A 25,813-nucleotide genomic window follows, 5' to 3' on the forward strand; every position below is an offset into this window, starting at 1 on the left:
CTAATCTCAAACAGGGGCTAAATTTTTCCCTTGGAGGATAACGCAAAGCCCTGGGGCTTGGCCCTGAGTTGATCCAACGGCAAACTAATTATTGTTTTTATGTCTTCCCCTCTGGTTTTCCCCAGTGACAGCCATTATTGGCTTGAAAATGCCCATATTCCCCCCGATTTAATCAAAACTAGGGTAAATTACCCCCAAGAAATTCATTTTCCTAGGCCCTGGGAAGATTTAGGACTTTATCATCTGGAAATTGCCGACGGCACAATTAAAAACATCATTGCTGTTGGGCAGGGGGAAAACGTTAATGATGTTGTTAAAGATGACGCCATACCCAGGGTGAATCTGAAGCAAAGGATGATCCTGCCCTGTTTTGTGGATATGCATACCCACCTGGATAAGGGCCATATTTGGGGGCGATCGCCTAATGGAAATGGAACCTTTGCTGAGGCCATTGCCGGCACCGAACGGGATGCGGCCCACCATCAACAACCGGAGGATATTTACCGCAGAATGGAATTTGGTCTCCAGTGTAGCTACGCCCATGGCACAGTGGCGGTGCGGACTCATCTAGAATCGGCAGGGCAGAGGGGGCAAATGGTTTGGGAAGTTTTTCGTCAACTACGCCAGACCTGGGCCGATCGCCTGACTTTGCAGGGGGTAGCCATGGTAAGCACCGACTATTACCTCACCCCAGAGGCAGAAAAATTGGCCGATCAGATGGTGGAGTGGGGAGGAATTTTAGGGGGAGTGGCCTATGCTGGCCCCCAAGTGGAAGCCGAGTTGACACGCCTATTTACCCTTGCCCAGGCCAGGAATTTAGCCATTGACCTCCACGTTGATGAAAATGGCGATCGCCGCTCTCGAGTGTTACATCAAGTAGCCGCCATCGCCTTAAAAGTTGGTTTCACCGGTCAAATTGTCTGTGGGCACTGTTGCAGTTTGGATGTGCAATCCCCCCAGCAAGTCCAGCAAACCTTGAATTTAGTCAAACAGGCCAATATTGCCATCATTAGTTTGCCCCTGTGCAACCTGTATCTCCAGGGCCGCGATCAGCCCCAGAAACCGGCCTGGCGGGGCATTACCAAAGTTCATGACATTCAAGCTCAGGGCATTCCCCTTGTATTTGCCAGTGATAATTGTCGGGATCCGTTTTTTCCCTTTGGTGACCATGATGGCCTGGAGGTATTGAACCAATCCGTACGCATTGGCCAATTGGATCCCCCCTACGGTCGTTGGTGTGCCACCGTCAATCGCACCCCGGCCCAATTAATGGACCTGGCAGACCAAGGTTGCCTTGCTGTGGATGGCCCAGCGGATTTTGTCATCTTTCCAGCCCGTTACTTCAGTGAGCTTTTCTCCCGCTCCCAAGGCGATCGCCTAGTAATACGCAGGGGAAAACCAACCCATCATCGCCCACCGGAATACCAAGAATTGGATGATTTGATGGGGTTTGGGGCAGTGGGGTCATAAAAACCCGATGACAATCCGATGAATTGATTAACTTAATTAAGCTTAAAAACGTGGGGAAAGGCGCTTTTAACCATCAAGCGGTCTTGCTTGGAGAGGGAACCAACGCAGTCAAGAATATACTTATGTTCCAGAGTAAACAGTTTCATTCTCACCACCGAAGGAGTGAATAAGCCCGCTGAACGGGTATCTTCAATGGGAGTATCGAGGGGCCAAGGCGCATTTTTAGCCGAAGTGATCATAGCCATAACACTGTGACCAATGCGGTTATTAAAAGCAGAGGCGTCGGACAAAATTAAAGCGGGGCGACGAATATCAGATTGCCTATCCGTGAAGGGAACTGGGACAATGACGACGTCAAATTGTTCGTAAATTGTGTTCATAGGTGTCGGTATGCAGAATTATCAGCTTCAGAATTCCATTCGGTCATAGTGTCGGCGGTGGCGGCCATATAGTCAGCCCCAGATTCCCCCACTTTGCCGGGGGCAGGGCCTTGGGCCCTCTCAGCTTGGGGAAGAACCATTCCCTGGGGAGCAACCAACACAATAACTTCTACGGAAGTACCAGCTGGACACGGCAAATCCTGGAGCAGGAGCGTGCCATCTTCTGTCAATGTCGTAGCTAGTTTGTAAGCATTGATAGACATTATGTAGCAGTGTGAAATGTGGACCCTTGGCAACCAAAAGAATTTTAAATTTTCAACATTATCTTAGGCAATGATGAACCAGTGCAAAATAGATACTGAAGAGAAAATAATCTTTGGTCGGATATAGGACATATTAGCAGAAAAGTAAACAATTCGTGGGGATAGTCACCTTTATAATTGTTTTTAACTTCGACAACCATAATTAGTCAGACCATGTATTGTCAATGTTTAGAAAACCTTTATTGCACAGGCTCTTCAACCCCAGACAACGAGCAAAGTATGTACTAGTAAAAATCATTACTTGAAGATGATAATTGGGGTGATAAGTTCACTTGTAAATTAATTTTGTTCCAAGTTTTGAACCAGCATGGGGCGCCAACCAAAGTAAACGATAATACTCCTTTTCCATTCTTTCCTAAAGAAAATCCCCCCGGCTGGATGCAGTTATCCTTTATTGATCTCAATTCTAAAAACCAGGGAGGAGATCTTAGATCTTGGTGGTCATAGACAAAATTGTCTGAGGGCAGCGGCGGTAGCTTCCGGTTGTTCCAAGTGAGGCACATGGCCACAGGCATCAAGCCAGAGTAGTTGGCTCTGGGGCAACAGGCGACGGAATTGTTCCGGGGCTTTAGTGCCTAAAATTTTGTCTTGTTTACCCCAAATAATCAGGCTCGGTGAGGTAATTTGCCCCAACTGCTGGGAAAAGGAGCCATAGCCACCGCTTTTGGTGAAGGCAATCAGTCCCTCACTCCAACCGGCACAGGCTAAATGGGCCTCTGCACAGCGGCGAGCATCCTCACTGGCCAAACTCCGGTCGTAATAGGCGGCCTGGCCAATGCTTTGTCGCACGTTAGGATTGGCCAAAAATTTAGTTAACCAGCGATCCACCGGTGGAAACATTAACCGACTGGCAAAGGGTTGCTTGGCTAGACCAGCACTATCTATTAGCACTAGTTTTTTGACCCGTTCGGGAAAGCTGAGGCAAAAATCTAGGGCCACTGCTCCCCCCATGGATACCCCCACTAAGGTAATGGGTTCTTGAATAATTTTTTGCCAAAAATGGTCTAGGTGAATTTTGATGTTGGCTGGGGTGGGCGCTAATGTTTTAGATCTAGTTGTGAAGCCAAATCCCAACAGATCAACGGCGATCGCCCGAAAATCTTTTTTTATTAGGGGCAGTAGGCGGCGAAATTCCAACACCGAACTGTCAAAGCCATGGAGAAAAAGCATGGGCTCCCCCTGACCTTGATCGATAAAGTTGGTATCCACCGCTATGGCACTGGACTGACTGGGGCCGGAGATGGTAACAGAAACCTGTTGCATTTGTCGCCAACATTCCCAGGACGTTGCTTCGGTAAATGCCGGTACGGGGAGGGTTAAGGAAGAAATCATAGTCAAATGGTGCTGGCCAAAAGTGGCGATCTGTGGTTAGGGATGAACAAGTCTGCTCCAAAACCCTCTGGGGAACCCGTGGTAGGATCAGGCGAAAATGATCTCTCCAGAAAAATTGGGGCGGAGCTCACTATGGATTCAGGCAAAATTGTGGCCATTGTCACCGGTGCCATCTCGATTATTTTAGCTGTAGCCTATTTGGTTTTAGTACAAATTCTCGACTTTCGCGGGGAAATGGTGCCAGCGCCAATGGAGACCATGGGTCTGCTTACCCACGTTGCGGCGATCGCCAACGGCCCATTGTTACCTTGAGGTTGAGCATAGCCCATGGGAGTCAGCCAATTATTGCTTGTCGCTCCCCACTAACCACGAACGGGGTCAGCTATAATCAGAACTGTACAAATCTTTACATTAAGCATGGCCATGGCTGTTTCGGCGAAGGTTGAAATTTATACATGGAGCACCTGCCCCTTTTGCATGAGAGCCCTGGCGCTATTGAAACGTAAAGGGGTAGAGTTCCAAGAATATTGCATTGACGGCGATAACGAAGCGAGAGAGGCCATGGCAGAGAGGGCCAACGGTAGAAGGAGCTTGCCCCAAATTTTTATTGACGACCAACACATTGGCGGCTGTGATGATATCTATGCCCTGGAAAGTGCCGGCAAATTAGACCCCCTGCTCCAATAGTTGGGCAAGCTAATCGTTATTTGTACTATTTGACTTTAATCATTACGGCTTCTGCCCCCATCCCAAGGATATTTCCACTGTGAAACTGGCTTTTATTGTCGATCCCCTAGAAAAACTCGATCCGGGCCATGATTCCACCGTGGCCATGATGGAGGCGGCCCAAAAATTGGGTCATGAAGTCTTCGTCACATCAGTGGGAGATTTGGCAGTTATCAATGGCCAGGCCTGGGCTAAGTTGGCGGCGGTCCGTCTTCAGCCGGTGAGTTTGGTGGATGGCCACTGGCAAGTCTTCCAACCTTGGTACGAAGTGTCTGATTCCCAGTGGATGGACCTGACCGCATGCCAAGCGGTGTTTATGCGTAAGGATCCGCCGGTAACAGTCCAGTACCTTTACGCCACTTTCATTTTGGAATTATTGGCCCCTACTGAGACCATGGTGATCAATTCTCCCCAGGGACTAAGGGAAGCCAACGAAAAAATGTACACCCTGCAATTTGCGGCGGTGATGCCCCCCACAGTAGTTAGTTTGGACAAGGGTCTGATCCGTCAATTTTTGGAAGAGCAGGGGGCGGCGGTGTTAAAACCCCTGGGCGGTAAGGCTGGGGAGGGAATTTTATTCCTAGATCCTGGCGATCGTAACTTTAACTCCCTGGTGGAAATTAGTACTCAACAGGGTAGGGAACCGGTAATGGTGCAACGTTTTTTACCCGCTGCCAAGGACGGTGATAAACGGATTATCTTGCTGGATGGTGATCCCATTGGGGCCGTCAATCGCATTCCCAGTGGGGCGGAATTCCGGGGCAATATGGCAGTTGGTGGTCGAGTTGCCCCCACCACCATTACCCCCAGGGAAGCAGAAATTTGCGCTTTACTAAAACCCAAATTGCAGGCTGACGGTCTATATTTTGTCGGCATTGATGTTATCGGAGGATACCTAACGGAAGTTAATGTTACGAGTCCTACGGGAATCCGGGAGATCGACCGCCTCGAAGGAGTGTGCCTGGGAGAAAAGGTAATTTACTGGTTAGAAAAGCAATTTTAGCCTGGGATCGAGATATCTCAATCTCAGTAAGTTTGATTAAAAAAAGATTATTGGTTGGGCAACCAGTCATTTTAGTCTTGTTTTTTCTTGATCCCCGTCTTTTTTTGTTCCATCCCATTTGATTATTTAAAGATTTTGTTACCCGCTAAGGCTGGGCACTGCGCCAAAAGTATCGATTTGTAAAACGAATATTAAGACAACCTGAAGAGAATTTGCTCCCATTGGGCAGGTAAACGCAGACGGGGTAACAGTTTAATGGAGATCTGCCCCCTTGGTTGAATAGGGCAAAATATAAATATCTAGAAAGTTCGAGCTGATATTTTTCAAACACTTTAATAACTGCCTAATTTCCCCACGCACCCCCATGAAAACTGCCAATTTTGTCACTTCTTCCTGCCGCTATTGCCGTTACTACCAAGCTGAAGGTAGGCGGGGCGGCATTTGTAACCAACTCAACGTGCCAGTACAGGCCCAATGGAAAGCTTGTGCTCTGGCGGCAAGGCCCTTTGCTGGTTCTTGGGAAAACCTTGAAGATGTGGTTCATTTGGAGCATGCCTATGCCCTCACCACCAAGGACGATGCGGTGGAAGAGCCCTCAGAAACTATGATCACGGCCGAAGCGGCCTAGGCAAGACGTTTTTGGATATGGCGGGGTTGGTTAGGACTTACTAGATAGCTTGGGACCGATGGCGCGGAACGTTCATTGTGGGAGTTAGGGCAACCAGGGATATTGGCTAAAATCAGGGGAGCGTTTTTCCAAAAAGGCTTGTTTGCCTTCACTACCCTCGGCGGTCATGTAATAAAGTAGGGTGGCATTGCCAGCTAGTTCTTGTAGCCCGGCTTGGCCGTCACAGTCAGCGTTGAAAGCAGCTTTGAGACAACGGATGGCCAAAGGACTTTTGCTCAGAATTTCCTTGGCCCATTGGATACCTTCTTCCTCCAGGCGATCGACGGGGACAACGGTGTTGACCATGCCCATGCGTTCGGCTTCCTGGGCTGAGTATTGCCGACAGAGATACCAAATTTCCCTAGCTTTTTTTTGCCCGACAATACGAGCTAAGTAACTGGAACCAAAGCCTCCGTCAAAACTACCGACTTTCGGCCCAGTTTGGCCAAAAACAGCGTTATCCGCAGCAATGGTTAGGTCACACACCAGATGCAAAACGTGGCCACCGCCAATGGCATAGCCAGCTACTAGGGCGATGACAACCTTGGGCATGGAGCGAATTAACCGTTGCAAATCAAGCACGTTGAGGCGGGGAGTGCCTTGATCGTCGATATAACCCCCTTCCCCCCGGACAGATTGGTCACCACCGGAACAAAACGCATACTTGCCATCACTGTGGGGCCCAGCTCCGGTTAGTAGCACTACACCAATGCGGCTATCTTCCCGGGCGTTACAAAACGCATCATAGAGTTCAAAAACGGTTTGGGGACGGAAGGCGTTGCGTTTATGGGGACGGTTGATGACAATTTTGGCGATGCCACCGGCTTTGTAATAGAGAATATCCTCGTAATTTTTTGCAACGTGCCAATCCATGGGTTCCCTCCTGAGCAATCCTTACCTATCTTACGGTTGCAGGGTGAAGGTTTCACTCTCCTTGTGCCCGATCGCCGTTGGATAGTAATAGGGAATCTGAAGCGACAATCAATATACCCCATGACCATTGCGCCCAATCCTAAAATCAGGCTAATCAAGTTTTTCCTTCAGGGCTAAGCCATTTTGGTGTACCTTTCTGGCCTCTGTTTTCATTTGTTGTTCCACAGCTCGACAGGCTCGACAGAGTACGGCCTTGGAATTGATATTGCCCTTGGCCACTTCGTACCACCATTGCTGGGCCTCGGCCCTCCAGACCTCTTCTTTGCCGCACTGACGACATTGCACCAATTGGTCCACATAGAATCTGGGCATGGGTCCATAGGTGTTGTTATGGCTCAATGCCTGGGGATTGGCCATGATGGCTTCCGCTGGTGGAATAACGTTGGGATCACAGGGATTTATGGGGCCTCTTTGCTTAACTCGGCGGAGTCTGGCGGCTTCCAATTTTTGCTTTTTTGCCTTGCGCCTAGTCATGGCTAAAACTTGGTTGTCAAACAATCTTAACTGTTCAATTCTAAGAAATTGGCCCAAAACTTTGATGATCGCTTTAGTATGCAAGTTAGGAACCCAGTGTTTATTCCAATTTTTTTTCCATGACCATTGCCGCCCCAGCCACTGCTGTTGCTCCCCTTACTTCTGCCCCAGCCCCGAAAAAGATTGGGGTGCCCAGGGAGTGCTTTGACCAGGAATGTCGGGTGGCCATGACCCCTGACACCGCGAAAAAGCTACAAAAGTTGGGCTTTGACCTCCTGCTAGAAACGGGGGCCGGCAGTCGGGCTGATTTTGCTGATGCACTCTACGAAGCCCTCGGTTGTCAAATCGTTGGCGATCGCCAAACGTTATTTAACCAAGCGGATATTATTCTCAAGGTGCGTCCCCCTGCTCCGGAGGAAGTGGATGAGTTGCCGGAGGGTAAGACCCTAATTAGTTTCATTTGGCCCGCCCAGAGTCCAGAACTGCTGGAGAAATTGGCCGCCAAAAATATCACCGTGCTAGCCATGGATGCGGTGCCCCGGATCAGCCGGGCCCAGAAGCTAGATGCCCTTAGTTCCATGGCCAACATTGCCGGTTATCGGGCTGTAATTGAAGCGGCTAATCGGTTTGGACGCTTTTTCACCGGGCAAATTACCGCAGCGGGCAAAGTTCCCCCGGCCAAAGTTCTAGTCATTGGGGCCGGGGTGGCCGGTCTAGCGGCGATCGGGGCGGCCAAAAGTTTAGGGGCGATCGTACGGGCCTTTGATACCCGCCCAGTGGTCAAAGAACAGGTGGAAAGTTTAGGCGGCGAGTTTCTCCTGCTGGATTTCAAAGAAGATGGCACAGGACAAGGCGGTTACGCCAAGACCATGAGTGAAGAATTCATTGCGGCGGAAATGGCGTTATTTGCAGCCCAGGCCCAGGAGGTGGACATTATTATCACCACAGCGTTAATTCCTGGTCGTCCTGCTCCCAAGTTAATTACCGAAGCAATGGTGAAATCCATGCGGGCCGGTTCCGTCGTGGTAGATCTAGCGGCGGAGCAAGGAGGAAATTGTGAAGTTACTAAACCCGGTGAGGTTTACGATTACCAAGGCGTAACCATCATTGGCTACACCGATTTACCCAGTCGCATGGCCAGTCAATCCAGCCAACTGTATGGCACTAATCTTTGGCATTTGCTCAAGGACATGGGGGGCTCGGAAGACTTTAAGGTGGATTTGGAAGATGAGGTAATCCGGGGGGCATTGGTATCCCATGAAGGCAAAGTTACCTGGCCGCCCCCGAAAATTAATCCCCCCAGCCCTCCCCAACCAACTAAACCAGCGGTAACCGTGGTGGAAAGCGAGGCCAAGTCTGCCAAAAAGTCTGGCTCTAGTAATTTTCTCTGGCTAGCCCTAGCGGCGATCGCCTTGGTGGGCATTGGGGTGGGGGCACCAACTTCTTTCCTTTCCCACTTCACTGTGTTTGTGTTGGCCTGTGTGGTGGGCTGGCAATTAATTTGGAATGTGGCTCCGGCTCTCCATACCCCTTTGATGAGTGTAACCAACGCCATTAGTGGCATCATCATCATCGGCGGCATGCTCCAAATTTCTGGGCCGTTGAATAGTCCCACTACCATTCTGGGGGCGATCGCCATTTTAGTGGGAACAATCAACATTGCTGGGGGATTTTTAGTTACCCAGCGGATGCTAAAAATGTTTAGGAAGTAATTTGTTTTGAGCTAAGAGGTCCTCAACCATGGCTAGAAAATCGAAAGAATTTCAACGGTTATTTCACGAAGAAACCCATGCTAAGAAATCACCAAGAAGGGAGCCTACTCCTCAATCTATTAGGAAAAAGGAATTAGCGGCTTACGATCAATTTAAAGAAAAGCTTGAAAATGATGAGCAGAATAAAGGCATTACCTTTGTTGAAAAACCGAAGGGCATGAGAAAGATGTCTATGGTTTTGGAGCAATTTGTCGCCCCCTTTCTTGATGATGAAGACTCCTATGAAGAAAGGGAATTTTTCTTTGAGTTGGCAGTATTAGCCTGGAATTGTGCCGTATTTCCTGAAAGTGGACGAGAAAAGCTTATGGAAAGTTTTTTTTCGGGTTTGGCCAATCCCCTCGACCCAGAAAGTATGGAAGCGACGCAGGATTTAAGAGTTTTTGTTGAGGAGTTAATTGAGCGCAAATTAGATGTATTCCCTAAGGACAACAGAATTATCCAAGACTTTCAATTGACTCAACATGAAGCCGGTTTCCATATTTCTGTTTCCTACGTTATCGCTCGATAGTTTCCATGCAAATTTCCCCAGCATTTAAATATAAAATTTCCATTGATCCAGACAAAATTACTGTATTTTGTCAGCAATGGCAAATAACTGAGCTTGCCCTATTTGGTTCAATTCTCCGAGATGATTTTGATCTAGATATTTGATCATCAAACTGGTAGTCATCGTATCTGATACTCGTCAAACAAGGATCGCTTATCAATCTAGCCAACAGCCAAGCAAAGAGTTATCAAGTTAAACAATTCCTTAATTTACTCTCAAGAGTGATCATGGCTCTCCCCAATATTTTTAATGATTATACAATTAATCTTTTTCAAGATAAGGATCGAGATTGGTTAGCTTACTTGGTAGAAATGCCCAATGTTTCTGCTTTTGCCGATTCTCCTCAGGCCGCCCTTGCTGAGTTAGAAATTGCTTGGCAAGGGGTGAGAGAAAGCTATCGTAAACACGGAGATCCGATCCCAATTATCGAAAAGGTTTACGCAAAATCTTAATCATTTCACAAGATTACCGACTAATTCCAACTAATTTCTATGTCTAACAGTTTACAAACCGTGGCCTATGTGGCCGCCAGCATATTATTCATCTTCAGCTTAGGGGGTTTAGCCAACCAGGAAACGGCCCGCCGGGGAAATCTTTACGGCATTGCCGGTATGGCGATCGCCTTTTTAGCCACTGCTTTGGGAGGAAGTTTTACCGGTTATACCACCTTGTTCGGGGCGATTATCCCCGCTGTGGTGATCGGTTTTCTCCTAGCTTCCCGGGTAGCCATGACCTCCATGCCAGAATTGGTCGCTATTCTGCATAGTTTTGTCGGTTTAGCCGCTGTCCTAGTAGGTATTGCCAATTACCTGGCCCCGGAAAATAGTTTAACGGGTTCCGAAGCCTTCATTCACCAAATAGAAATTTACGTGGGCGTGTTTATTGGGGCCGTCACCTTCACTGGCTCCATTGTGGCCTTTGGCAAATTGCGGGCCCTGATTAGCAGTAAACCTCTCATGCTCCCGGCTCGGCACTTCTTGAACATTTCCCTACTGGTGGCCACGGTCATTTTCGGCGTGCAATTTATGCAGTTGGCCAGTCCCGCTGGTTTAACGTCACTGCTGATTATGACTGCCATTGCCGGAGTGTTGGGGCTCCATCTCGTCGCGGCGATCGGGGGGGCAGATATGCCCGTGGTAATTTCCATGCTCAACAGCTATTCCGGTTGGGCGGCGGCGGCGGCGGGCTTTATGCTCTCCAACGATTTGCTGATTATTACCGGAGCTTTAGTGGGCAGCAGTGGCGCAATTCTGAGCTACATCATGTGTAAAGCCATGAACCGTTCCTTCATCAGCGTTATCCTTGGTGGGTTTGGAGAAGGTTCTAGTAAAGCTTCTACGGGGCCGGCCCAGGAGGTAACTGGTACGGTTACTAAAACCAGTGCGGAAGAAGTGGCAGAGGAATTACTCGATGCCCAGAGTGTAATCATTACCCCTGGTTACGGTATGGCGGTGGCCCAAGCCCAGCATCCCGTGGCAGAAATCACCAAATTGCTCAAAGAAAAGGGCATTGCCGTTCGGTTTGGTATTCACCCCGTCGCTGGCCGTCTTCCCGGTCACATGAACGTTTTACTAGCGGAAGCTAATGTGCCCTATGATGTGGTGCTGGAAATGGACGAAATTAACGAAGATTTCCCCGAAACCGATGTGGTGTTGGTGATTGGAGCCAATGACACGGTCAATCCCAGTGCATTGGAAGATCCCACCAGTGCGATCGCCGGCATGCCGGTGTTGGAAGTGTGGAAAGCTAAACAGGTGGTGGTGATGAAACGGAGTATGGCTTCTGGTTATGCCGGCGTGGAAAATCCTTTGTTTTATAAGGAAAATACCCAAATGCTATTCGGGGATGCCAAGAAAAATGTCGATGCCATTTTGACCCAACTACGGGCCAAGGACGAGGCGACCAGTGGCGATAGGGTTCTAGTTTCTGCCTAGGATCACCACTGAAAACCTAATCAATTGGCGAATGGGGGAAGTGGACAATTTCCCCTATTTTTGCCAACGGTTATTGATGGTTATCCACACCAAAGATAATTAGGCGGGTGTGGGCCAGAGATTGGGGCTGGCGGGTTTACGTATCGGTGGAGGCCAGGGAAGAAGAAGATTTTGGCCATTTTTGAACGATCGCCGTGGTCAGGAAATGGGATAAAAGACCGATGGGCCCGGCAAACAAGCACAAAATCAGGGAATGGGTCGTCCAGATGCCCGTTTCTCGCCCTTGCCAATAGATCCAGCGTCCGACAAACAGATCCATCACCAAGTAATGTATCCAACCGACAGCCATGATACTGGGGTCGCTAAAGGCCTGGGCAATTACCCCCAATTCCGGGCTAGCCAGGGCGGCGGCCGATGTTGATCCCAGGGAATTAATGAATAAGAGCAAATAAACAACCGCCAAAAGGGCCAGGGGAATGAATGACTGCATCACCTTTTGGGTTCCCTGCCATCCCGGTAGAAGGATCATCAGGGCCCAGAACGGTAGAACCCCTAGATTACTAACGTTAAAAATAAGTTCCGTTGCCGTCGAAGAAAGGAGCATAAAGAAATAGTCCGCAGGAGTGTTACTGATCCTGGCGAATTTTGAGTGGTCTGGCAAGGTTCAACTGTGGTTTTGAGGAGATTGGGGCACTTCCAGCGACTACAGTTGACGACGGAAGTCTATTGTACGTGGTTAGGCCGTCAACTACTTGGTGATTATTGCATTGTGGCGGCGATCGCCCTCCATTCAGCAGTGGGGGTTGATAATGGGGAAAGAATTAAGTTTGATTTTTTGCCATGACCACCGATCTATCGGTTTACCTTGACCAAGCCCAACGAGCCGGAGCGGAAAGCGCTGAAGTTTATTACTCCCGTTCCTTTTCTCGGCCGGTTTTCTTTGAGGCTAATCGGTTAAAGCAGTTGGAAAGTTCCGAATCGGAAGGGGTAGCCCTGCGGCTGTGGAAAAATGGTCAGGCCGGTTTAGCGGTGGCCTATGGGCCGGTGGAGCCTGGGGTTTTAGTTGAAAAAGCCTTGGCCCTAGCAGCCTTGAATCCTCCCAATCCGCCCCGCTTCACTAATCCCCGTCAAGATTATCGGGAAAGCTTGGGTGAGGATTTTTCCGTCGAACAATTAATTGATTGGGGCCAAACGGCGATCGCCAGTTTACAGTCAGAGTTTCCAGAAGTGCTTTGTAGTGGGGAATTAGCCTGTAGCACCGACAGTACTCGCCTCATCAACAGTGAAGGTTTGGATTGTACCTGGACCGAGAGAAGTTTGAGCTACTATTTCGGGGTGGAATGGATTAGGGGGGAAGATTTTTTGGCTATTTACGATGGGGAGCAATGTCGGGGTCAAGCCAACGTCCAACAGGTAGTGAAAAATCTGCGGCAACGTTTGCTTTGGGCAGAAATTAATCAACAAATTCAGGGGGGCAAAATGCCCATCTTGCTCACCAGTGGGGCCGCCGGTTTACTGTGGGACACGGTGGGGGAAGCCCTCCATGGGCAACGGGTAACGGAAGGTTCCTCCCCGTGGGCGGAAAAATTAGGACAAACTGTGGCCATTGAAGGACTACATATTAATCAAGATCCCGGCGCCATTCCCTTTGATTGCCCCTTTGACGATGAAGGGAGCCCCACCCAAAAACTGGCTTTGATTAAAGAGGGAACCATTGCCCAGTTTTACACCGACCAAGAAACGGCGGAAAAATTAGGCACAACCACCACGGGTAACGGCTTTCGTCCCAGCTTAGGCAGTGCCCCCCAACCGGGTTTGGTCAATATGCTAATCACACCGGGAACCGCTAGCTTTGACCAATTACTGAAAAAATTGGGCAATGGCTTAGTTGTTGATCAAATCCTTGGGGGCGGAGCGGATATTTCCGGTGATTTTTCCATCAATGTTGATTTGGGCTATCGAGTGCAGAACGGGGAAATTACCGGCAGGGTGAAGGACACCATGGTTTCTGGCAATGTTTATGAACTATTAAGTCAGATTATCGCTTTGGGTTCAGACCGCCGTTGGCAGGGTTCCTGTGCCACTCCGTCAATTATTTTAGATGGGGTATCCATCACTGCCTAGCGCTATATTTGAGCAACGTAATTTTGGTTTGACTGCCATTGGAAAAAATCCGGCCAGGAATTGCCCAACGGTTATTTATCTAGGCTTTGATGGTACTGTAATTGAATGAATAATGTTACTCGCTATCAAAACGCTGCGCTTCAGTACTATCAAGATCTGACAGGATCTTCCCATCTCCACTATGGTTATTGGCAACCAGTTCCGGAGACAGAAGATGATTTAACTATGGCAAAACTTCGCCATGCCCAGGAGCAATATACTGACCATTTGCTTTCATTTTTACCGCAGAATATCGAAACCGTACTGGATGTGGGGTGTGGCAACGGGGACAATGCCAGTCAGCTAATTGGCAAAGGTTTACAAGTGGAAGGCATTGCTCCAGATCCTTTTCAGGAGTCCAATTTTTTACAAAAGACCGCAGGTAAAGCTCGCTTTAATAGCAATACTTTCCAAGGATTTATAGAAGATTTACAACGGATTAGTTCCGCTCCCAAATATGATTTGTTGCTTTTTAGTGAAAGTACTCAATATATGGCTTCAGATACCATTGCCGATGGAGCGAAATTCTTGGTGAAACCAGGAGGTTATGTGCTACTGGCTGACATGTTTCGTAAAAATGCGCAGTATCAGACAGGAATGTTTTCCAATTGTTTGATTAAAGATGAATTGCAGATGGTGATGGAAAAGGCTGGTTTTATTCTGCTCGACAGTGATGATATTTCTCAACAAATTGTACCAACTCTGGATCTTTGTGTGCAAAGTTTTCAGACCTTTGGCGTTTCAACTTTAACTTATTTGGCCAGTTTAGTTAGGATTGCAGTCCCCCCCCTGTATAAAATTTTCGACTACTTTTTAGGTAAACAAGCCAAAGCCTTGGTGCAGGAAGGATTACAGGCTGGGAATATTTTTCGGGATCATTTATGCTATGAAATCCAACTTTGGCAAAAACTTGCTTAAATTTCTGGGGGCGATCGCCATTGTGGTAACGGGGATTTACCCTGGGCAGGGGGAAAGTTAAGAATAATGACTAATTTGTCTTGCTGGCCAAAGCCTAGGCGTATAAGTAAAGTAAAGCCCCTTCACCGCCGGAGAGAACAACTATGTCCGCCGAATTTTTTGACTGCCTACAACATAAATGCGCCTATGTGGCGATCGGAGAATTTAAACCCGGTCGGTTTGCGGAGGCCCAACGGTTGTATGAAAAGGCTATTTCCACCTATAAAAGCGGCTTTAAGGGTGCCTTCCTACTGAGAAAACCCAATTCCGATGAAGGCATTGCTGTGATTCTCTGGAATACCATCGAAGACATGGAAGCGAATCAAACGGAAGTCCACCGCAAAATTCTGGATGAAATGGGCCCTTTATTCAATATTCCTCCGGTTACCAATATTTACGAAGTTTGTAGTGAGGTGGAAGCCTACGGTAAGGTGCTCTGTTAACCATGTACAACATTAGTTTTACCCCTGATCGCCCGTTAACCTACCATCTGGAAGATGATCAAAGTTTGGCTCGACTTTCCCTCGTGCCGGGGCGGGGCGGTCTGGTTACCAATTGGACCATTCAAGGTCAACCCGTCCTATATTTTGACGAAGAGCGGTTTCAAGATCCATCCCTGTCGGTGCGGGGGGGAATCCCGATTTTATTTCCCATTTGCGGCAATCTGCCCCATGATCAGTTCAACTACGACGGTAAAAGTTATCGCCTCAGACAACATGGTTTTGCGCGGGATCTACCCTGGGAAGTAATCGGCCAGCAAACCCAAGCAAGCGCCCAGTTGGATTTGCGATTGAGCCATAATGATGCCACCCTCGAGGTTTTTCCCTTTGCATTTGAACTAGTTTTTCGCTATCAACTCCAGGGCCATAATCTCCGCATTGAACAACGTATTGCTAACCTTGGCGATCAACGGATGCCCTTTTCGCTTGGCTTGCATCCCTACTTTTTTTGCCGAGAGAAACTGGGAGTTACGTTGGCAATTCCCGCTGATGACTACCTAGACCAAAAAACTGGCGATCGCCATGGCTATGGTGGTCAACTGGATCTCACTGCCCCGGAATTGGATTTAGCCTTTACCCAAATTTCCCAGCCAAGGGCCAATTTTATCGACCCAGACCGGAATGTAAAGATAGAAGTTAGCTTCAGTGAACTGTACCAAACCCTGGTGTTTTGGACTGTGGCAGGGAAGGACTATCTTTGCCTCGAACCCTGGAGTGGCCCCCGCAATGCCCTCAATAGCGGAGAGCAATTGGCCTGGGTGGAACCCTATTCTTCCCGTTCTGCCTGGGTGAATTTTCAGGTGTCAATGGAATAATTTTCCTACCCTTTTCCCTTGAGTTAAGAGCCTATTGGCAGTTTCAACTTAAGGAATGGGGGCGTGAAAACCCCCAAAACTATCCCTTGAACTATGGCTCAATTAACTCTGTTCAGACCATGAAGATCTAAAATTTTCCCTGGAGAGCCTCGTTGCACCGTTCACAAATGCTGGGATCATCGCTAAAACTACCCACTTGGGTGGAATAATTCCAGCAACGCTCACATTTATGACCATCTGCATTGGTAATGCCTAGGCTTAACGCATCTGTTGAAGTCTTGAATTGCAAGGCATTAATTCCAGCCGTATCCTCCAACAATTCCACTTGGGAAGCCAACAACAAATAACGCAGAGTATCCACATGATTGGATTCTTCTCGGTTATAACGCTGTAGTAATTGGGACCAATGGTCGTCGTTAGTGTGGATTAAGACCTTAGCTTCCAAAGACGCACCGATCGCCTTAGCGGTACGGGCCGATTCCATCACCTTATTAACTTCTGTGCGTAGTTGCCGTAGCTTCACCCAGGTTTGGGCTAATTCTGGCTGCACCCAATGGGAATCCATGGTTACCCAACCGGCTTGGAAAACCGATTCCGCTGGCTTTTCATAGGGTAAAAATTGCCAAATATCTTCCGCCAAATGACACAACACCGGGGCGATGGCCTTGACCAAATTTTCCAACGCTAACTGGAGTACGGTTTGGCAACTGCGGCGGCGGGGAGCATCGGGGGCAGAAATATACAAACGGTCTTTAGCAATGTCTAAGTAAAAGTTGGATAAATCCACCACACAAAAGTTTTGTACCGTTTGGAAAAACTTAAAGAATTGGAAACTTTCGTAGGCTTCCGTTACCTCCGTAAATACTTCCGTCATACGGTGCAACATATAACGGTCTAATTCTGGCAAATCTTCATAAGCCACTGCATCGGTTTCAGGATTAAAATCATGCAAGTTACCCAGTAAAAACCGGGCCGTATTGCGGATTTTGTTGCGCACATCCACCAACTGCTTCAGAATGCCTTGACCAATGGGCACATCATTGGCATAGTCCACCGACGCCACCCAAAGCCGTAAAACGTCTGCCCCATAGGCGGGTTCCTGTTTTTGATTTTTACCGCCATTGATGATTTGGTAAGGATCTACCACATTACCCAAGGACTTACTCATTTTATGGCCCTTTTCATCGAGGACAAAACCATGGGTTAACACCGTTTTATAGGGGGCAATACCATTCACCGCCACGCTGGTGAGCAAGCTGGACTGGAACCAACCCCGATGCTGGTCGGAACCTTCCAAGTACAGATCCACCGGGTATTTCAGTTCTGGCCGATTGTCCGCCACCGCCGCCCAGGAAGAACCAGAATCAAACCACACGTCCATAGTGTCTTCCCCTTTGCGGTAGGTACGGCCATTGTTCCGGTATGCCTCCGGTAGCAGTTCCTCTACTGTCAATTCCCACCAGGCATCGGACCCTTTTTGGGCAATAATCCGTTGCACATGGTTAATGGTTTCCTCCGTTAACAAAGGCTCATTGGTTTCATCGTCGTAAAATACGGGAATGGGCACACCCCAAGCCCGCTGACGGGAAATACACCAATCACTGCGATCGCCAACCATGGGGGTAATGCGATTTTCTCCTTGGGCAGGAATCCAAGTAACTTCTTTGATGGCTTTTAGGGCTTGATCTCGAAAACCTGCCACCGAGGCAAACCACTGTTCCGTGGCTCGGAAAATAGTCGGTTTTTTGGTGCGCCAATCGTAGGGATATTTATGCTCATAGGCCTCTTCCTTCAGCAACGCTTTCTTGTCTTGGAGGGCATTAATAATCGCTTCATTGGCATCTTTAAGCACATTTAAACCAGCAAACTGCCCCGCTTCCGCCGTTAAATTGCCGGCCCCATCCACTGGGGACAAAATTGGTAAGCTGTACCGTTGCCCCACAATGTAATCTTCCTGACCGTGCCCTGGGGCGGTGTGGACTAATCCCGTACCCGATTCCGTGGTGACATAATCCCCACCAATGACAATGGGGCTAACCCGGTCATATAGGGGATGGCGATACTGGGTATTTTCCAGGGCTTCCCCTTTGATGGTGGCTTTAACGGTTAACTGCACCCCAAAGGTTTCACTTAATTTTTCCACCAAATCCAATGCCACAATTAGGTAACTGTTCTGGAAAATATGGGATTCCGTTTGCACCACTGCGTAGGTTAAATCTGGGTTCAATGCCACGGCTAAGTTACCGGGTAGAGTCCAGGGAGTGGTAGTCCAGATAGCCACCGCTAAATCATCAATGTAGGGCGCTAGAATTTCCGTAGCCTTTTCTCCCGCCTCGGTGATGGGAAAACCAACATAAATGCTGCGGGAAGTGTGGCCTTCGGGGTATTCCAACTCCGCTTCTGCCAAAGCCGTGCGGGAACTGGGACTCCAATGGACGGGTTTTAGGCCTCGATAGATGTAACCCTTGAGGGCCATGGCTCCAAATACGCCAATTTGGGCCGCTTCATATTCCGGGGTCAGAGTTAAATAGGGTTTTTGCCAATCCCCCCAAATGCCGTAACGCTGGAAACCCACGGCCTGTTCCTGCTGGGCTTTGAGGGCAAAATCCCTGGCTTTGTGGCGCAGAGTGAGAGGGGTTAACTCCGCCCGTTCACTGCTTTTTAGGCTTTGCAGAACTTTGAGTTCAATCGGTAAGCCATGGCAGTCCCAACCGGGGACATAGTGAACTTTGTGCCCCTGTAATAGTTTATATTTATTAATAATATCCTTAAGGACTTTATTGAGGGCATGGCCCATGTGGAGAGCGCCGTTGGCGTAGGGCGGCCCGTCGTGGAGCACAAACAAATCTTTGGGGTTATGGTCTGCTAGGTCGGCGTAAATTCCTTTTTCCTGCCAATATTGCTGAATTTCCGGCTCTCTTTTGCTGGCATTGGCCCGCATATCAAAGCGGGTTTGGGGCAAGTTAACGGTGTCTTTATAACTTTTGGCTTCAGTCACAGTGGCTTTAGGGCAGAGTTGTGCATAGGAATACTTGTTGATTTTACCCCGTTTTCCTAACCCATCCACCGCTGTTTTACTCCCCCCTCGGCGATCGCCATAGGCTGGTCTTTGCTTGATCTACCCTGGCGGCCCAGTATAATTCCAAGGGATGATCGTCTATCAACCTGCTCATTTTTCTGGAACAACCGGCCATGAATGAACCAAAACAGACCGAAACCGTCCAGGTGGTGGAAAAAGTTAGTGCTATTCTTTCCCCCTATTTCATTGTCATTGTGGGTTTGTTTTTGGCTGATAGTAATTTTTTGATTGGCATTGCCCTGGTATTTGTGGGGGTGTTTTCCCTGCTCAAACTGTCTTGGCAGGATGTGCAAACAGGGGTGGAAAAAGTTAAGGGCTTCTTTGCCGAAAAGCCATAGGTGTGGTTAGGGGAAAAGTCAGACCTGAGCAACAGGCACTAAAAAGGTAAATCCTCTTCTTCCTCCGGGACGATCGCCGGTCGGTTGAGCACGGTGGGTTGGTTCGTTTGAAGATGGCCGTTGTGGTCCATGGGAGGCTGGGCTGGTGCTGTTGGCACATCATCGCCATTATCGGCCCCCGGTTGGGGAGTAGCATCGGACGCCACAATTTCCCCGTCAAAATTTTTGGCAAACTGCTCGATCGCCTTACGGGTGGCAGTTTCACTAATATTTTCTGGAGGAAGGGCTTCGCTGACTGGTTCCGGTGGCGATGTTGGTCTGGACTGACTATGGGATTCCCGTCGGGGGGAAGGCTTAATTTCTGAGGTGGCCGTTCCAGAGGCGATCGGTGGGGATGCAGGGGGAGTAGACGCTACGGTTTTTGTCGGAGGATGACTCGGTTCCGGGGTAAAAGCTGGTGGTTTAGTATGGCTAGGGGGCGGAGGAGTACTAACGGAAGACTGCTCTGGATTAGATGATTTGCCCACTACCAAATTAACTTTCACCGATTGGCCACAGGCCTGCCCTAGGGCCGCTTCCAGTTCATCTTTTTTACCTGCCGCAATTTTCAGCAATTGTTGGGTAGTGACACTCACAGTGGCATTGTTGCCCACTAAGCCAACTAAAGCACCAAAGGATTTAAATAAGGACTGACTAAGGGCGCCTAGGTTGTTTAAGGTTTCTGCCCACAGTTGAGTTAAGTCGCCATGGTATTTGGTTGGCTTCGAGCTGGAGTCATCTACGACTTCATTCTGTTCCACAGCAACGGTTTCAGAAGTGGGGGGCGGCGGGGTAATGGGGGAATCCACCACCGTCAGACGGTTATGCTGGCCACTGGGAAAGGCGACCACATTACTGGGTTTTGCCTGGGTTGTCCGTTGGACCCCAGATGCTTTGGCTGAAGATTGCTGAGTTGCAACGGTTGCTACTGCACAGGCTGATGGTAACAAGCCCAACAGGGTCACCTCCAACCAGAGTCGGGGTTGGGTGGTATTGCGAATTTGGATTTCACTCTCCTTCAGTTTTTGTTGTCCTTGTAAAATTATCCCCCTCTCCCACTGGGGAGCCAGACCGCAGAGTGCTTGCCAAGTTTCCGCTGTCACCGCTACTAAATCCGACCGTTGGGGAGCAGTTTGGGCAATGAGTAAGTTTAAGTAAAAGCTTGCTAGGTTTTGTAATACCACCAGGGGTTCCCGTCCCCGGTTTAAAATTTGCCGACAGGTGCCCAATAGTGTTTCTGCATCGTCACTGGCGATCGCCTCTAGGAGAGTCAATAAATCCTGCTCTGGCACTGCCCCCACCAGATCCCAAACCTTATCAGGGGTAATTAGATCGGGGAGTAAACTTAGTTGATCGAGTAAACTTTCTGCATCCCGTAAACCGCCATTGGCAATTTGGGCCACTAGGGTCAAAGCCGGGTCGTCAATATGAATCTGTTCTTGCTGGGCAATGTACCGTAGATGGCTAACCATTGCTTCTAGAGGAATGCGGCGATAATCAAATCTTTGACAGCGGGAAATGATGGTGGGTAGCACCCGCTGGGGATCGGTGGTGGCCAAAACAAAAACAACCCTTTCCGGCGGCTCCTCCAAGGTTTTCAATAGAGCATTAAATGCGGCCGTACTAAGCATATGACATTCATCGATCACATATACTTTATACCGACATTGTACTGGAGAAAATTGGGCCCGTTCAATAATTTCTCGAATATTATCTACCCCTGTATTACTAGCCGCATCAATTTCAATGACGTCTAAAGCGGAACCGTTGGTAATGGCCCGACAGGTAGCACATTGACCGCAGGGGGTGGCCGTGGGCCGATCGCCGGCAATGCAGTTTAGGGACTTGGCTAAAATTCTCGCCGAAGAGGTTTTGCCCGTTCCCCTGGGGCCGGTGAATAGGTAAGCAGGAACAATGCGCTCCTGGGCAATGGCATTGCTCAGCGTAGCGGCGATCGCCGTTTGGCCCACTAAGTCCGCAAAGGTCTGGGGGCGATATTTATGGTGCAGAGGTTCGTAGGCCATTGCGGGGTAACCGGGCGATCGACAAACAGGGGGATTCTCAGCCTAACTCCAAAAGGCAAAAAAAAGAGGTCAAGTTAACAGCCTGTGACGGGGCAGGCAAAGGCAAGGGGCAAGAAGCTTAGAATAGGAAGGTCAGTGCCGATTTATTTGTAAGGCTGGAGTGCAATGCCGATGACAGCCCCCATTATTTTCCACCTCGCCATCCCCGTTAATGATATTCCGAAAACTAAGGAATTTTACTGCGATCGCCTGGGGGCCAAGGCCGGTAGAGAAACCGATAAGGCGGTAATTCTGAATTTCTATGGCCATCAAGTAGTGGCCCACGTTACTCTGGAGCCATTGGTAAAACAACAGGGCATTTATCCCCGGCATTTTGGTTTAGTGTTCACCGCTGAAGCGGATTGGTTTGCCCTCTGTGAAAGAGTGGAAGCCCAGGGCATTGCCTATCATTTACCGCCCAAGCTCCGTTTTGGAGGGGAATTGACAGAACATCGCACTTTTTTCCTAGCTGACCCCTTCCATAATTACCTGGAATTCAAATGGTACCGTCACCGGGAAGCAATTTTTGGGGTGAAGGAATTTGTGGCCATTGGCGATCGCTAGTCAGATATATTTATCACTTAAGATTATGGGCTAAGAACTACTCATTTCGATGGCAAAAAGTAGTTGCATCAAGAAAATTCCAGGAGCTGAATAGTTATGGTATTCATACAACAAAAAACACTTTATGAACAGGACTTCAGCCTGTGGATAAAGGAAACAGCCAAGCTCTTAAAATGCCAGGATTTTTCTCAAGTTGATTGGGATAATTTGATTGAGGAAATAGAAACTTTGGGCAGAAATGAACGTCACGCTGTTGATAGTTTATTATCCCGTTTGCTAGAGCATTTATTGAAACGTTGTTTTGTCGATTGTCTAGAGTGTTTTCGGGGGTGGGAAATTGAAATTCGCAATTTTCGTCAGGAAATTAAAAAACGATTGAAAAGCTCTCCTAGTCTGAAGGGGTTTGTGCTGGAAATTTTCCCTGAGTCTTACCAAGACGCCCTAGCAGCAATGAGAGAAGATTATCCCAACACATTTTTCCCAGATATGTCTCCTTTTCCTGGGGAACTAGAAAGTTTGTTAAATGATAAATTTTGGCTAGATTTTTCCGATAAAAATTGATCAATATTCAAACTCATTCAACCCGGCCGTAATAGGCAATCTTTTGGCGATCGGGATGGTGTTGATTATATTGCCAGGCCCAGAGTTGATCCCCCAGGGAAAAATGCCACCATTCCCCTGGATGGCGTAGAAATCCCGCACTTTCCATCATGGTGTTCAATAGCTCCCGCCGCTGTTGGTAGAGTTTAAACTCTTCCCTTTGGGGGTCACTCTCTGCCTGGGCTGTTTGATAATAATTGGGTTGGGAACGGGCTGATAGCTCATCAATTTCTCCTCCCATATCTACAGGTTGTCCCGATCCATCCAGTAGCGTTATGTCCAAAGCCGCCCCGGTGCTGTGGGGAGGAGGAGTGAGGGGATTGGAACTGGGCACAGCCCAAATTTGGTAGACCTGCTGATAAATATTTTTCCTTTGCTCGGTGGTTAGTGATTGGCCCTGTAAACCATCCCTAGCCACAATTTCGGCAAAAGTGTTATCCACCATAAACTGTTGCACGGCGATCGGGCGGTAGGCATCAAACACTAAAATCTTCCAAGTTGGTTCAATGTCAGCTAAGGTCAAACGAGCCTGGCCTAATCTTTTTAACACTCCAGTACGCAACACGTAAGGCGATCGCCCTTGATAATCCGCTCCTAATATTTCGTAGGGGTGGGGTTTAAGCAACTTAACACCCTCAAGATTGATGGGGGCGAGGGGTTCACCACAATCCTGGATGGAGACGGCAAGATAGGGCTTCATAGGCGGAAAAAATCAAGGAGACTCGTCTGCAAGGTCTGAAGTTGTTGCTTAAATCTATTTAAATTTACCAAAAACCATTTAAATTTCCTTACCCACTCCGGTGGAATAACTAGGAGATTGCTTGCCCGATTAGGGAAAAGTGAAGATGTAATCCTATTTTCCACGGCAAAAATAATAAATCCCCCAAAATTTGGAGGATTTTCAAAACTTCAACTGAATGAAAATTTACTCAGCAGTGGCGGGATATACGCTCACTTTGCGACGGCTTCTGGTTTTGTATTCAAACTTAACCACACCGTCAATTAAAGAATAAAGGGTGTCATCACTGCCCCGACCAACGTTGTTGCCTGGGTGAACTTGGGTGCCCCGTTGACGGACGATGATGCTGCCGGCGGTGACGGTTTGACCACCGTAGCGTTTGACTCCCAAGCGTTGGGCATTAGAATCCCGACCGTTCCGGGTACTCCCCGTTCCTTTCTTATGTGCCATGGTTATTAATGATCCTGATTAGGTTGGATTAGTGGGGTAGTTATGGGCTTTTTTGTTAGCCCAATCTACAATTTAGCCAAATTTGGGCGGCTTTAGCTGGTCAGTCTTAACCTGCCACCACTGGGGTTTTAGCATCCACTTCGGGGGCCTCGGCGATCGCCTTACCGTTGACGGAAATGGACTTGATCAACAGGCGGGTTAACTCTTGACGGTGCCCCCGTTTTTTACGAGTTTTCTTTTTGGGTTGCATTTTATAAACAATGACCTTGCGACCCCGACGGTGGGAGAGAATTTCCCCTTCCACAGTGGCCCCAGCGACGTAGGGCTGGCCGATGGTGACATTGTCGCCGTCTTTGACCAGTAACACTTTGTCGACAACATAGCTGTCTTCCGGTGCGCCGTCGAGGTGATTGATCTCGTAAAAACGGCCGGGCTCGACCCGAACTTGGGTGCCCCCAATTTCAATAATGGCGTAACTCATAATTTATTTGCGTAGATTGCCGTACAGGTATGCCGCCGTTAAGTTCTCCGATTTATTCCAACGAATTTCAAGAAAAACCCCTCAGCTTTGGCATTTTTTGCTGATGATTGTCGTAACCTGATCCGAGCGGGATAGTTTACAAGCGATCTTCTATTGTCTGAGTTGGTAGCTACTTTGTCAAATTGGTGCCCCCTTGTTCCTGCTGGGCTGTAATTTGTTGCATTACTAACTCCGCCATGGCGATCGCCGCTCCGGATTTTCCCCGCACCTGTTGTAATTGTTGGCGTATCTGGGCTAACTGCTCAGGATGCTCCAACCAGGGGGTTAATTGACTAGCCACCCCAGCAGGAGTTAGATCCCCCAACAATTCCGGGACAATTTCCCGACCAGCCCAGAGATTAGGCCAGGCAAAAAGACGTTTTTTCTTGGCAATGAGATAGTTGATCAAACGGGTGGATTGGGGCCCTACCCAGGGAATGCGGGCAATTAATCCCGGCAAGCCATCTAAATGTTTGAGGGCTTCCGTATGTTGGGTGGGTAATAAAATCACCATGGGAATGCCTAAAGCGCCCAGTTGGGCCGTGTTGGCCCCCACTGTGGTTAAAGCAAAAGTTAGTTTTTTCAGCTCCGTCAAAGCGGGGAATTGGCGGCAAATATCAATTTTTAACCCCGTTGCTGTCAACAGATAAGGTTCTTCCCCCTCTTTTTCCACCACTTCCACTTCAATGTTGCCCATGGAACTAACCAAGGGATTAGTTTTTACTTGTCCGTAACTCTGCAATTGGGCCAAATCCACGGTGGGCGCTAAGAAGAGCACAAATTGACATTGGGGATGGGTTTTATGCAACTCCACGGCGATCGCCACTTCCAGGGGAACCCCTTGGCTGAGTTTAGTAGCTTTGGAACCGGGCAGTAGACCAATTAACGGTTTGGCCGATGGATCTACTGGGGAATCAGTGGCATCCACATCCACCATTAAATCCCCCACCACAGCGGCTTTTGCTTGATAAGCCTGGGGTAAAGTTTGGCGCACCTGCTCATTCATCACCCCAAAGGCATCAATCCAGCGGGGCCAGCGGGCATCCCACTCGGCATAGACCACGGAACGATAGCCTAAACGTTTGGCGATCGCCAGGGCAAAGAATTGGTCCCCTCCCAAAAAAAGAACCACCCCTTGAGCATGCCAGGACCATGACTCCGCCGTTTTACCCCAGAGTAAGAAATTCCAAAAATGTTCACTGTCCTGTACCCGATCCACTTCTGGATAGCTACGCACCACCTCCGCTTCCTTACCCATGGCATGGGGACAGGGGGAAAGCATCACCGATATTCTCAGGCGATCGCCAGCCGGCAATTGACGTAAAGCATGGACAACGGGACGGACCCAGGTAGTCACTTCCCCTGGGCCATTGGACAGGATTAAAACGTCAACGGGATTGGTCAATACGGGCAAAGTTTGCAAAA

30 protein-coding genes are annotated in these 25,813 nt (G+C 48.6%); 18 read left to right on the forward strand and 12 right to left on the reverse strand.

The genetic code is table 11. From position 1 onward, the window contains the following. Nucleotides 1–99: 99 nt before the first annotated feature. Nucleotides 100–1,470, forward strand: coding sequence for a cytosine deaminase (locus H6G45_RS16175; protein WP_190599428.1), 1,371 nt, complete (start codon nucleotides 100–102; stop codon nucleotides 1,468–1,470). A 32-nt stretch (nucleotides 1,471–1,502) separates the two neighbouring features. Here H6G45_RS16175 and H6G45_RS16180 read toward each other — a convergent pair whose 3' ends face one another. From H6G45_RS16180 to H6G45_RS16190, 3 genes are all read right to left on the reverse strand, one after another. After that, the gene (locus tag H6G45_RS16180) at nucleotides 1,503–1,850 is read right to left on the reverse strand and encodes a type II toxin-antitoxin system PemK/MazF family toxin (RefSeq protein ID WP_190599429.1); all 348 of its coding nucleotides are present in this window, start codon (nucleotides 1,848–1,850) and stop codon (nucleotides 1,503–1,505) included. After that, nucleotides 1,847–2,113, reverse strand: a complete 267-nt coding sequence (locus H6G45_RS16185; RefSeq protein ID WP_190599430.1) for a hypothetical protein — start codon at nucleotides 2,111–2,113, stop codon at nucleotides 1,847–1,849. Before H6G45_RS16185 ends, H6G45_RS16180 begins: the two co-directional genes overlap by 4 nt. A 501-nt stretch (nucleotides 2,114–2,614) precedes the next feature. Continuing rightward, complete coding sequence (locus tag H6G45_RS16190; protein ID WP_190599431.1) at nucleotides 2,615–3,505, reverse strand: alpha/beta hydrolase; 891 nt, start codon at nucleotides 3,503–3,505, stop codon at nucleotides 2,615–2,617. Nucleotides 3,506–3,637: 132 nt separating this feature from the next. Between H6G45_RS16190 and H6G45_RS16195 the strand changes: the two genes are divergently transcribed. From H6G45_RS16195 to H6G45_RS16210, 4 genes are all read left to right on the forward strand, one after another. Further along, nucleotides 3,638–3,817 (forward strand): hypothetical protein, encoded by a 180-nt coding sequence (locus H6G45_RS16195; RefSeq protein WP_190599432.1) that lies wholly within the window; start codon nucleotides 3,638–3,640, stop codon nucleotides 3,815–3,817. A gap of 111 nt (nucleotides 3,818–3,928) precedes the next feature. Next, nucleotides 3,929–4,192, forward strand: coding sequence for a glutaredoxin 3 (grxC, locus tag H6G45_RS16200; protein WP_190599433.1), 264 nt, complete (start codon nucleotides 3,929–3,931; stop codon nucleotides 4,190–4,192). Between the two features lie 79 nt (nucleotides 4,193–4,271). Next, entirely contained in the window at nucleotides 4,272–5,234 is a 963-nt protein-coding gene (gshB, locus tag H6G45_RS16205; RefSeq protein WP_190599434.1) for a glutathione synthase, read from the forward strand. 364 nt (nucleotides 5,235–5,598) lie between these two features. Next, entirely contained in the window at nucleotides 5,599–5,862 is a 264-nt protein-coding gene (locus H6G45_RS16210; protein ID WP_190599435.1) for a hypothetical protein, read from the forward strand. A gap of 84 nt (nucleotides 5,863–5,946) precedes the next feature. Here the strand turns inward: H6G45_RS16210 and menB are convergent, their stop codons facing one another. Both menB and H6G45_RS16220 read right to left on the reverse strand, forming a co-directional pair. Continuing rightward, nucleotides 5,947–6,774 (reverse strand): 1,4-dihydroxy-2-naphthoyl-CoA synthase, encoded by an 828-nt coding sequence (menB, locus tag H6G45_RS16215; RefSeq protein ID WP_190599436.1) that lies wholly within the window; start codon nucleotides 6,772–6,774, stop codon nucleotides 5,947–5,949. A 150-nt stretch (nucleotides 6,775–6,924) separates the two neighbouring features. Further along, a complete protein-coding gene (locus H6G45_RS16220) occupies nucleotides 6,925–7,308 on the reverse strand; it encodes a zinc-ribbon domain containing protein (RefSeq protein WP_199309818.1) in 384 nt (127 codons plus the stop codon). A gap of 119 nt (nucleotides 7,309–7,427) precedes the next feature. On the opposite strand from H6G45_RS16220, the gene pntA reads away from it, so the two are divergent. The 5 genes from pntA (at nucleotide 7,428) to pntB (ending at nucleotide 11,561) form a co-directional block, all read left to right on the forward strand. Then, nucleotides 7,428–9,020 carry a Re/Si-specific NAD(P)(+) transhydrogenase subunit alpha gene (pntA, locus tag H6G45_RS16225; RefSeq protein ID WP_190599437.1) on the forward strand — a complete coding sequence of 531 codons (1,593 nt, stop codon included), beginning with the start codon at nucleotides 7,428–7,430 and terminating at the stop codon, nucleotides 9,018–9,020. A gap of 28 nt (nucleotides 9,021–9,048) precedes the next feature. Further along, nucleotides 9,049–9,588, forward strand: a complete 540-nt coding sequence (locus H6G45_RS16230) for a hypothetical protein (RefSeq protein WP_190599438.1) — start codon at nucleotides 9,049–9,051, stop codon at nucleotides 9,586–9,588. Nucleotides 9,589–9,593: 5 nt separating this feature from the next. Continuing rightward, nucleotides 9,594–9,731, forward strand: a complete 138-nt coding sequence (locus H6G45_RS16235; RefSeq protein ID WP_242018210.1) for a hypothetical protein — start codon at nucleotides 9,594–9,596, stop codon at nucleotides 9,729–9,731. A gap of 123 nt (nucleotides 9,732–9,854) precedes the next feature. After that, the gene (locus H6G45_RS16240; RefSeq protein ID WP_190599439.1) at nucleotides 9,855–10,079 is read left to right on the forward strand and encodes a type II toxin-antitoxin system HicB family antitoxin; all 225 of its coding nucleotides are present in this window, start codon (nucleotides 9,855–9,857) and stop codon (nucleotides 10,077–10,079) included. A 39-nt stretch (nucleotides 10,080–10,118) separates the two neighbouring features. Further along, nucleotides 10,119–11,561, forward strand: coding sequence for a Re/Si-specific NAD(P)(+) transhydrogenase subunit beta (gene pntB, locus H6G45_RS16245; RefSeq protein ID WP_190599440.1), 1,443 nt, complete (start codon nucleotides 10,119–10,121; stop codon nucleotides 11,559–11,561). Nucleotides 11,562–11,697: 136 nt separating this feature from the next. Here pntB and H6G45_RS16250 read toward each other — a convergent pair whose 3' ends face one another. After that, complete coding sequence (locus H6G45_RS16250) at nucleotides 11,698–12,165, reverse strand: ABA4-like family protein (RefSeq protein ID WP_190599441.1); 468 nt, start codon at nucleotides 12,163–12,165, stop codon at nucleotides 11,698–11,700. Nucleotides 12,166–12,210: 45 nt separating this feature from the next. Between H6G45_RS16250 and H6G45_RS16255 the strand changes: the two genes are divergently transcribed. The 5 genes from H6G45_RS16255 to H6G45_RS16275 all read left to right on the forward strand — a co-directional run bounded on the left by H6G45_RS16255 (nucleotide 12,211) and on the right by H6G45_RS16275 (nucleotide 15,996). Beyond that, entirely contained in the window at nucleotides 12,211–12,405 is a 195-nt protein-coding gene (locus H6G45_RS16255; RefSeq protein WP_190599442.1) for a hypothetical protein, read from the forward strand. Beyond that, on the forward strand, nucleotides 12,402–13,685 hold the full coding sequence (locus H6G45_RS16260) for a TldD/PmbA family protein (RefSeq protein WP_190599443.1): 1,284 nt from the start codon (nucleotides 12,402–12,404) through the stop codon (nucleotides 13,683–13,685). The genes H6G45_RS16255 and H6G45_RS16260 overlap by 4 nt, the downstream gene beginning before the upstream one ends. 105 nt (nucleotides 13,686–13,790) lie before the next feature. Further along, complete coding sequence (locus H6G45_RS16265; RefSeq protein ID WP_190599444.1) at nucleotides 13,791–14,642, forward strand: methyltransferase domain-containing protein; 852 nt, start codon at nucleotides 13,791–13,793, stop codon at nucleotides 14,640–14,642. Between the two features lie 143 nt (nucleotides 14,643–14,785). Further along, a complete protein-coding gene (locus H6G45_RS16270) occupies nucleotides 14,786–15,124 on the forward strand; it encodes an antibiotic biosynthesis monooxygenase (RefSeq protein WP_190599445.1) in 339 nt (112 codons plus the stop codon). Nucleotides 15,125–15,126: 2 nt separating this feature from the next. Beyond that, nucleotides 15,127–15,996: an aldose epimerase gene (locus tag H6G45_RS16275; RefSeq protein ID WP_190599446.1), complete on the forward strand. Its 870-nt coding sequence runs from the start codon at nucleotides 15,127–15,129 to the stop codon at nucleotides 15,994–15,996. Between the two features lie 127 nt (nucleotides 15,997–16,123). Here H6G45_RS16275 and ileS read toward each other — a convergent pair whose 3' ends face one another. After that, nucleotides 16,124–18,994: an isoleucine--tRNA ligase gene (gene ileS / locus H6G45_RS16280; protein WP_190599447.1), complete on the reverse strand. Its 2,871-nt coding sequence runs from the start codon at nucleotides 18,992–18,994 to the stop codon at nucleotides 16,124–16,126. Nucleotides 18,995–19,188: 194 nt separating this feature from the next. On the opposite strand from ileS, the gene H6G45_RS16285 reads away from it, so the two are divergent. Next, a complete protein-coding gene (locus H6G45_RS16285; RefSeq protein WP_190599448.1) occupies nucleotides 19,189–19,413 on the forward strand; it encodes a hypothetical protein in 225 nt (74 codons plus the stop codon). A gap of 38 nt (nucleotides 19,414–19,451) precedes the next feature. On the opposite strand, the gene H6G45_RS16290 is transcribed toward H6G45_RS16285, so the two are convergent. After that, the gene (locus H6G45_RS16290; RefSeq protein ID WP_190599449.1) at nucleotides 19,452–21,476 is read right to left on the reverse strand and encodes a DNA polymerase III subunit gamma/tau; all 2,025 of its coding nucleotides are present in this window, start codon (nucleotides 21,474–21,476) and stop codon (nucleotides 19,452–19,454) included. Nucleotides 21,477–21,647: 171 nt separating this feature from the next. On the opposite strand from H6G45_RS16290, the gene H6G45_RS16295 reads away from it, so the two are divergent. Further along, entirely contained in the window at nucleotides 21,648–22,079 is a 432-nt protein-coding gene (locus H6G45_RS16295) for a VOC family protein (protein WP_190599450.1), read from the forward strand. 96 nt (nucleotides 22,080–22,175) lie between these two features. Continuing rightward, complete coding sequence (locus H6G45_RS16300) at nucleotides 22,176–22,640, forward strand: DUF29 domain-containing protein (RefSeq protein ID WP_190599451.1); 465 nt, start codon at nucleotides 22,176–22,178, stop codon at nucleotides 22,638–22,640. A 13-nt stretch (nucleotides 22,641–22,653) separates the two neighbouring features. Here the strand turns inward: H6G45_RS16300 and H6G45_RS16305 are convergent, their stop codons facing one another. The 4 genes from H6G45_RS16305 to H6G45_RS16320 all read right to left on the reverse strand — a co-directional run bounded on the left by H6G45_RS16305 (nucleotide 22,654) and on the right by H6G45_RS16320 (nucleotide 25,811). Continuing rightward, nucleotides 22,654–23,379, reverse strand: coding sequence for a M15 family metallopeptidase (locus H6G45_RS16305; protein WP_190599452.1), 726 nt, complete (start codon nucleotides 23,377–23,379; stop codon nucleotides 22,654–22,656). Nucleotides 23,380–23,604: 225 nt separating this feature from the next. Continuing rightward, complete coding sequence (gene rpmA / locus H6G45_RS16310; RefSeq protein WP_190599453.1) at nucleotides 23,605–23,868, reverse strand: 50S ribosomal protein L27; 264 nt, start codon at nucleotides 23,866–23,868, stop codon at nucleotides 23,605–23,607. 106 nt (nucleotides 23,869–23,974) lie between these two features. Continuing rightward, complete coding sequence (rplU, locus tag H6G45_RS16315) at nucleotides 23,975–24,349, reverse strand: 50S ribosomal protein L21 (protein WP_190599454.1); 375 nt, start codon at nucleotides 24,347–24,349, stop codon at nucleotides 23,975–23,977. Nucleotides 24,350–24,518: 169 nt separating this feature from the next. Beyond that, complete coding sequence (locus tag H6G45_RS16320) at nucleotides 24,519–25,811, reverse strand: lipid-A-disaccharide synthase (protein WP_242018211.1); 1,293 nt, start codon at nucleotides 25,809–25,811, stop codon at nucleotides 24,519–24,521. Nucleotides 25,812–25,813 lie beyond the last annotated feature (2 nt).

This window comes from Synechocystis sp. FACHB-383, from assembly GCF_014698605.1.
GTDB lineage: Bacteria > Cyanobacteriota > Cyanobacteriia > Cyanobacteriales > Microcystaceae > Synechocystis > Synechocystis salina.

What these genes read in the sequence shown, in the direction of transcription:
- H6G45_RS16175 (WP_190599428.1), top strand. Translation starts at nt 100, where the DNA reads ATGTCTTCCCCTCTGGTTTTCCCCAGTGACAGCCATTATTGGCTTGAA.
- H6G45_RS16180 (WP_190599429.1), bottom strand. Translation starts at nt 1,850, where the DNA reads ATGAACACAATTTACGAACAATTTGACGTCGTCATTGTCCCAGTTCCC.
- H6G45_RS16185 (WP_190599430.1), bottom strand. Translation starts at nt 2,113, where the DNA reads ATGTCTATCAATGCTTACAAACTAGCTACGACATTGACAGAAGATGGC.
- H6G45_RS16190 (WP_190599431.1), bottom strand. Translation starts at nt 3,505, where the DNA reads ATGATTTCTTCCTTAACCCTCCCCGTACCGGCATTTACCGAAGCAACG.
- H6G45_RS16195 (WP_190599432.1), top strand. Translation starts at nt 3,638, where the DNA reads ATGGATTCAGGCAAAATTGTGGCCATTGTCACCGGTGCCATCTCGATT.
- grxC (WP_190599433.1), top strand. Translation starts at nt 3,929, where the DNA reads ATGGCTGTTTCGGCGAAGGTTGAAATTTATACATGGAGCACCTGCCCC.
- H6G45_RS16210 (WP_190599435.1), top strand. Translation starts at nt 5,599, where the DNA reads ATGAAAACTGCCAATTTTGTCACTTCTTCCTGCCGCTATTGCCGTTAC.
- menB (WP_190599436.1), bottom strand. Translation starts at nt 6,774, where the DNA reads ATGGATTGGCACGTTGCAAAAAATTACGAGGATATTCTCTATTACAAA.
- H6G45_RS16220 (WP_199309818.1), bottom strand. Translation starts at nt 7,308, where the DNA reads ATGACTAGGCGCAAGGCAAAAAAGCAAAAATTGGAAGCCGCCAGACTC.
- pntA (WP_190599437.1), top strand. Translation starts at nt 7,428, where the DNA reads ATGACCATTGCCGCCCCAGCCACTGCTGTTGCTCCCCTTACTTCTGCC.
- H6G45_RS16230 (WP_190599438.1), top strand. Translation starts at nt 9,049, where the DNA reads ATGGCTAGAAAATCGAAAGAATTTCAACGGTTATTTCACGAAGAAACC.
- H6G45_RS16235 (WP_242018210.1), top strand. Translation starts at nt 9,594, where the DNA reads ATGCAAATTTCCCCAGCATTTAAATATAAAATTTCCATTGATCCAGAC.
- H6G45_RS16240 (WP_190599439.1), top strand. Translation starts at nt 9,855, where the DNA reads ATGGCTCTCCCCAATATTTTTAATGATTATACAATTAATCTTTTTCAA.
- pntB (WP_190599440.1), top strand. Translation starts at nt 10,119, where the DNA reads ATGTCTAACAGTTTACAAACCGTGGCCTATGTGGCCGCCAGCATATTA.
- H6G45_RS16250 (WP_190599441.1), bottom strand. Translation starts at nt 12,165, where the DNA reads ATGCTCCTTTCTTCGACGGCAACGGAACTTATTTTTAACGTTAGTAAT.
- H6G45_RS16260 (WP_190599443.1), top strand. Translation starts at nt 12,402, where the DNA reads ATGACCACCGATCTATCGGTTTACCTTGACCAAGCCCAACGAGCCGGA.
- H6G45_RS16265 (WP_190599444.1), top strand. Translation starts at nt 13,791, where the DNA reads ATGAATAATGTTACTCGCTATCAAAACGCTGCGCTTCAGTACTATCAA.
- H6G45_RS16270 (WP_190599445.1), top strand. Translation starts at nt 14,786, where the DNA reads ATGTCCGCCGAATTTTTTGACTGCCTACAACATAAATGCGCCTATGTG.
- H6G45_RS16275 (WP_190599446.1), top strand. Translation starts at nt 15,127, where the DNA reads ATGTACAACATTAGTTTTACCCCTGATCGCCCGTTAACCTACCATCTG.
- H6G45_RS16285 (WP_190599448.1), top strand. Translation starts at nt 19,189, where the DNA reads ATGAATGAACCAAAACAGACCGAAACCGTCCAGGTGGTGGAAAAAGTT.
- H6G45_RS16290 (WP_190599449.1), bottom strand. Translation starts at nt 21,476, where the DNA reads ATGGCCTACGAACCTCTGCACCATAAATATCGCCCCCAGACCTTTGCG.
- H6G45_RS16295 (WP_190599450.1), top strand. Translation starts at nt 21,648, where the DNA reads ATGACAGCCCCCATTATTTTCCACCTCGCCATCCCCGTTAATGATATT.
- H6G45_RS16300 (WP_190599451.1), top strand. Translation starts at nt 22,176, where the DNA reads ATGGTATTCATACAACAAAAAACACTTTATGAACAGGACTTCAGCCTG.
- H6G45_RS16305 (WP_190599452.1), bottom strand. Translation starts at nt 23,379, where the DNA reads ATGAAGCCCTATCTTGCCGTCTCCATCCAGGATTGTGGTGAACCCCTC.
- rpmA (WP_190599453.1), bottom strand. Translation starts at nt 23,868, where the DNA reads ATGGCACATAAGAAAGGAACGGGGAGTACCCGGAACGGTCGGGATTCT.
- rplU (WP_190599454.1), bottom strand. Translation starts at nt 24,349, where the DNA reads ATGAGTTACGCCATTATTGAAATTGGGGGCACCCAAGTTCGGGTCGAG.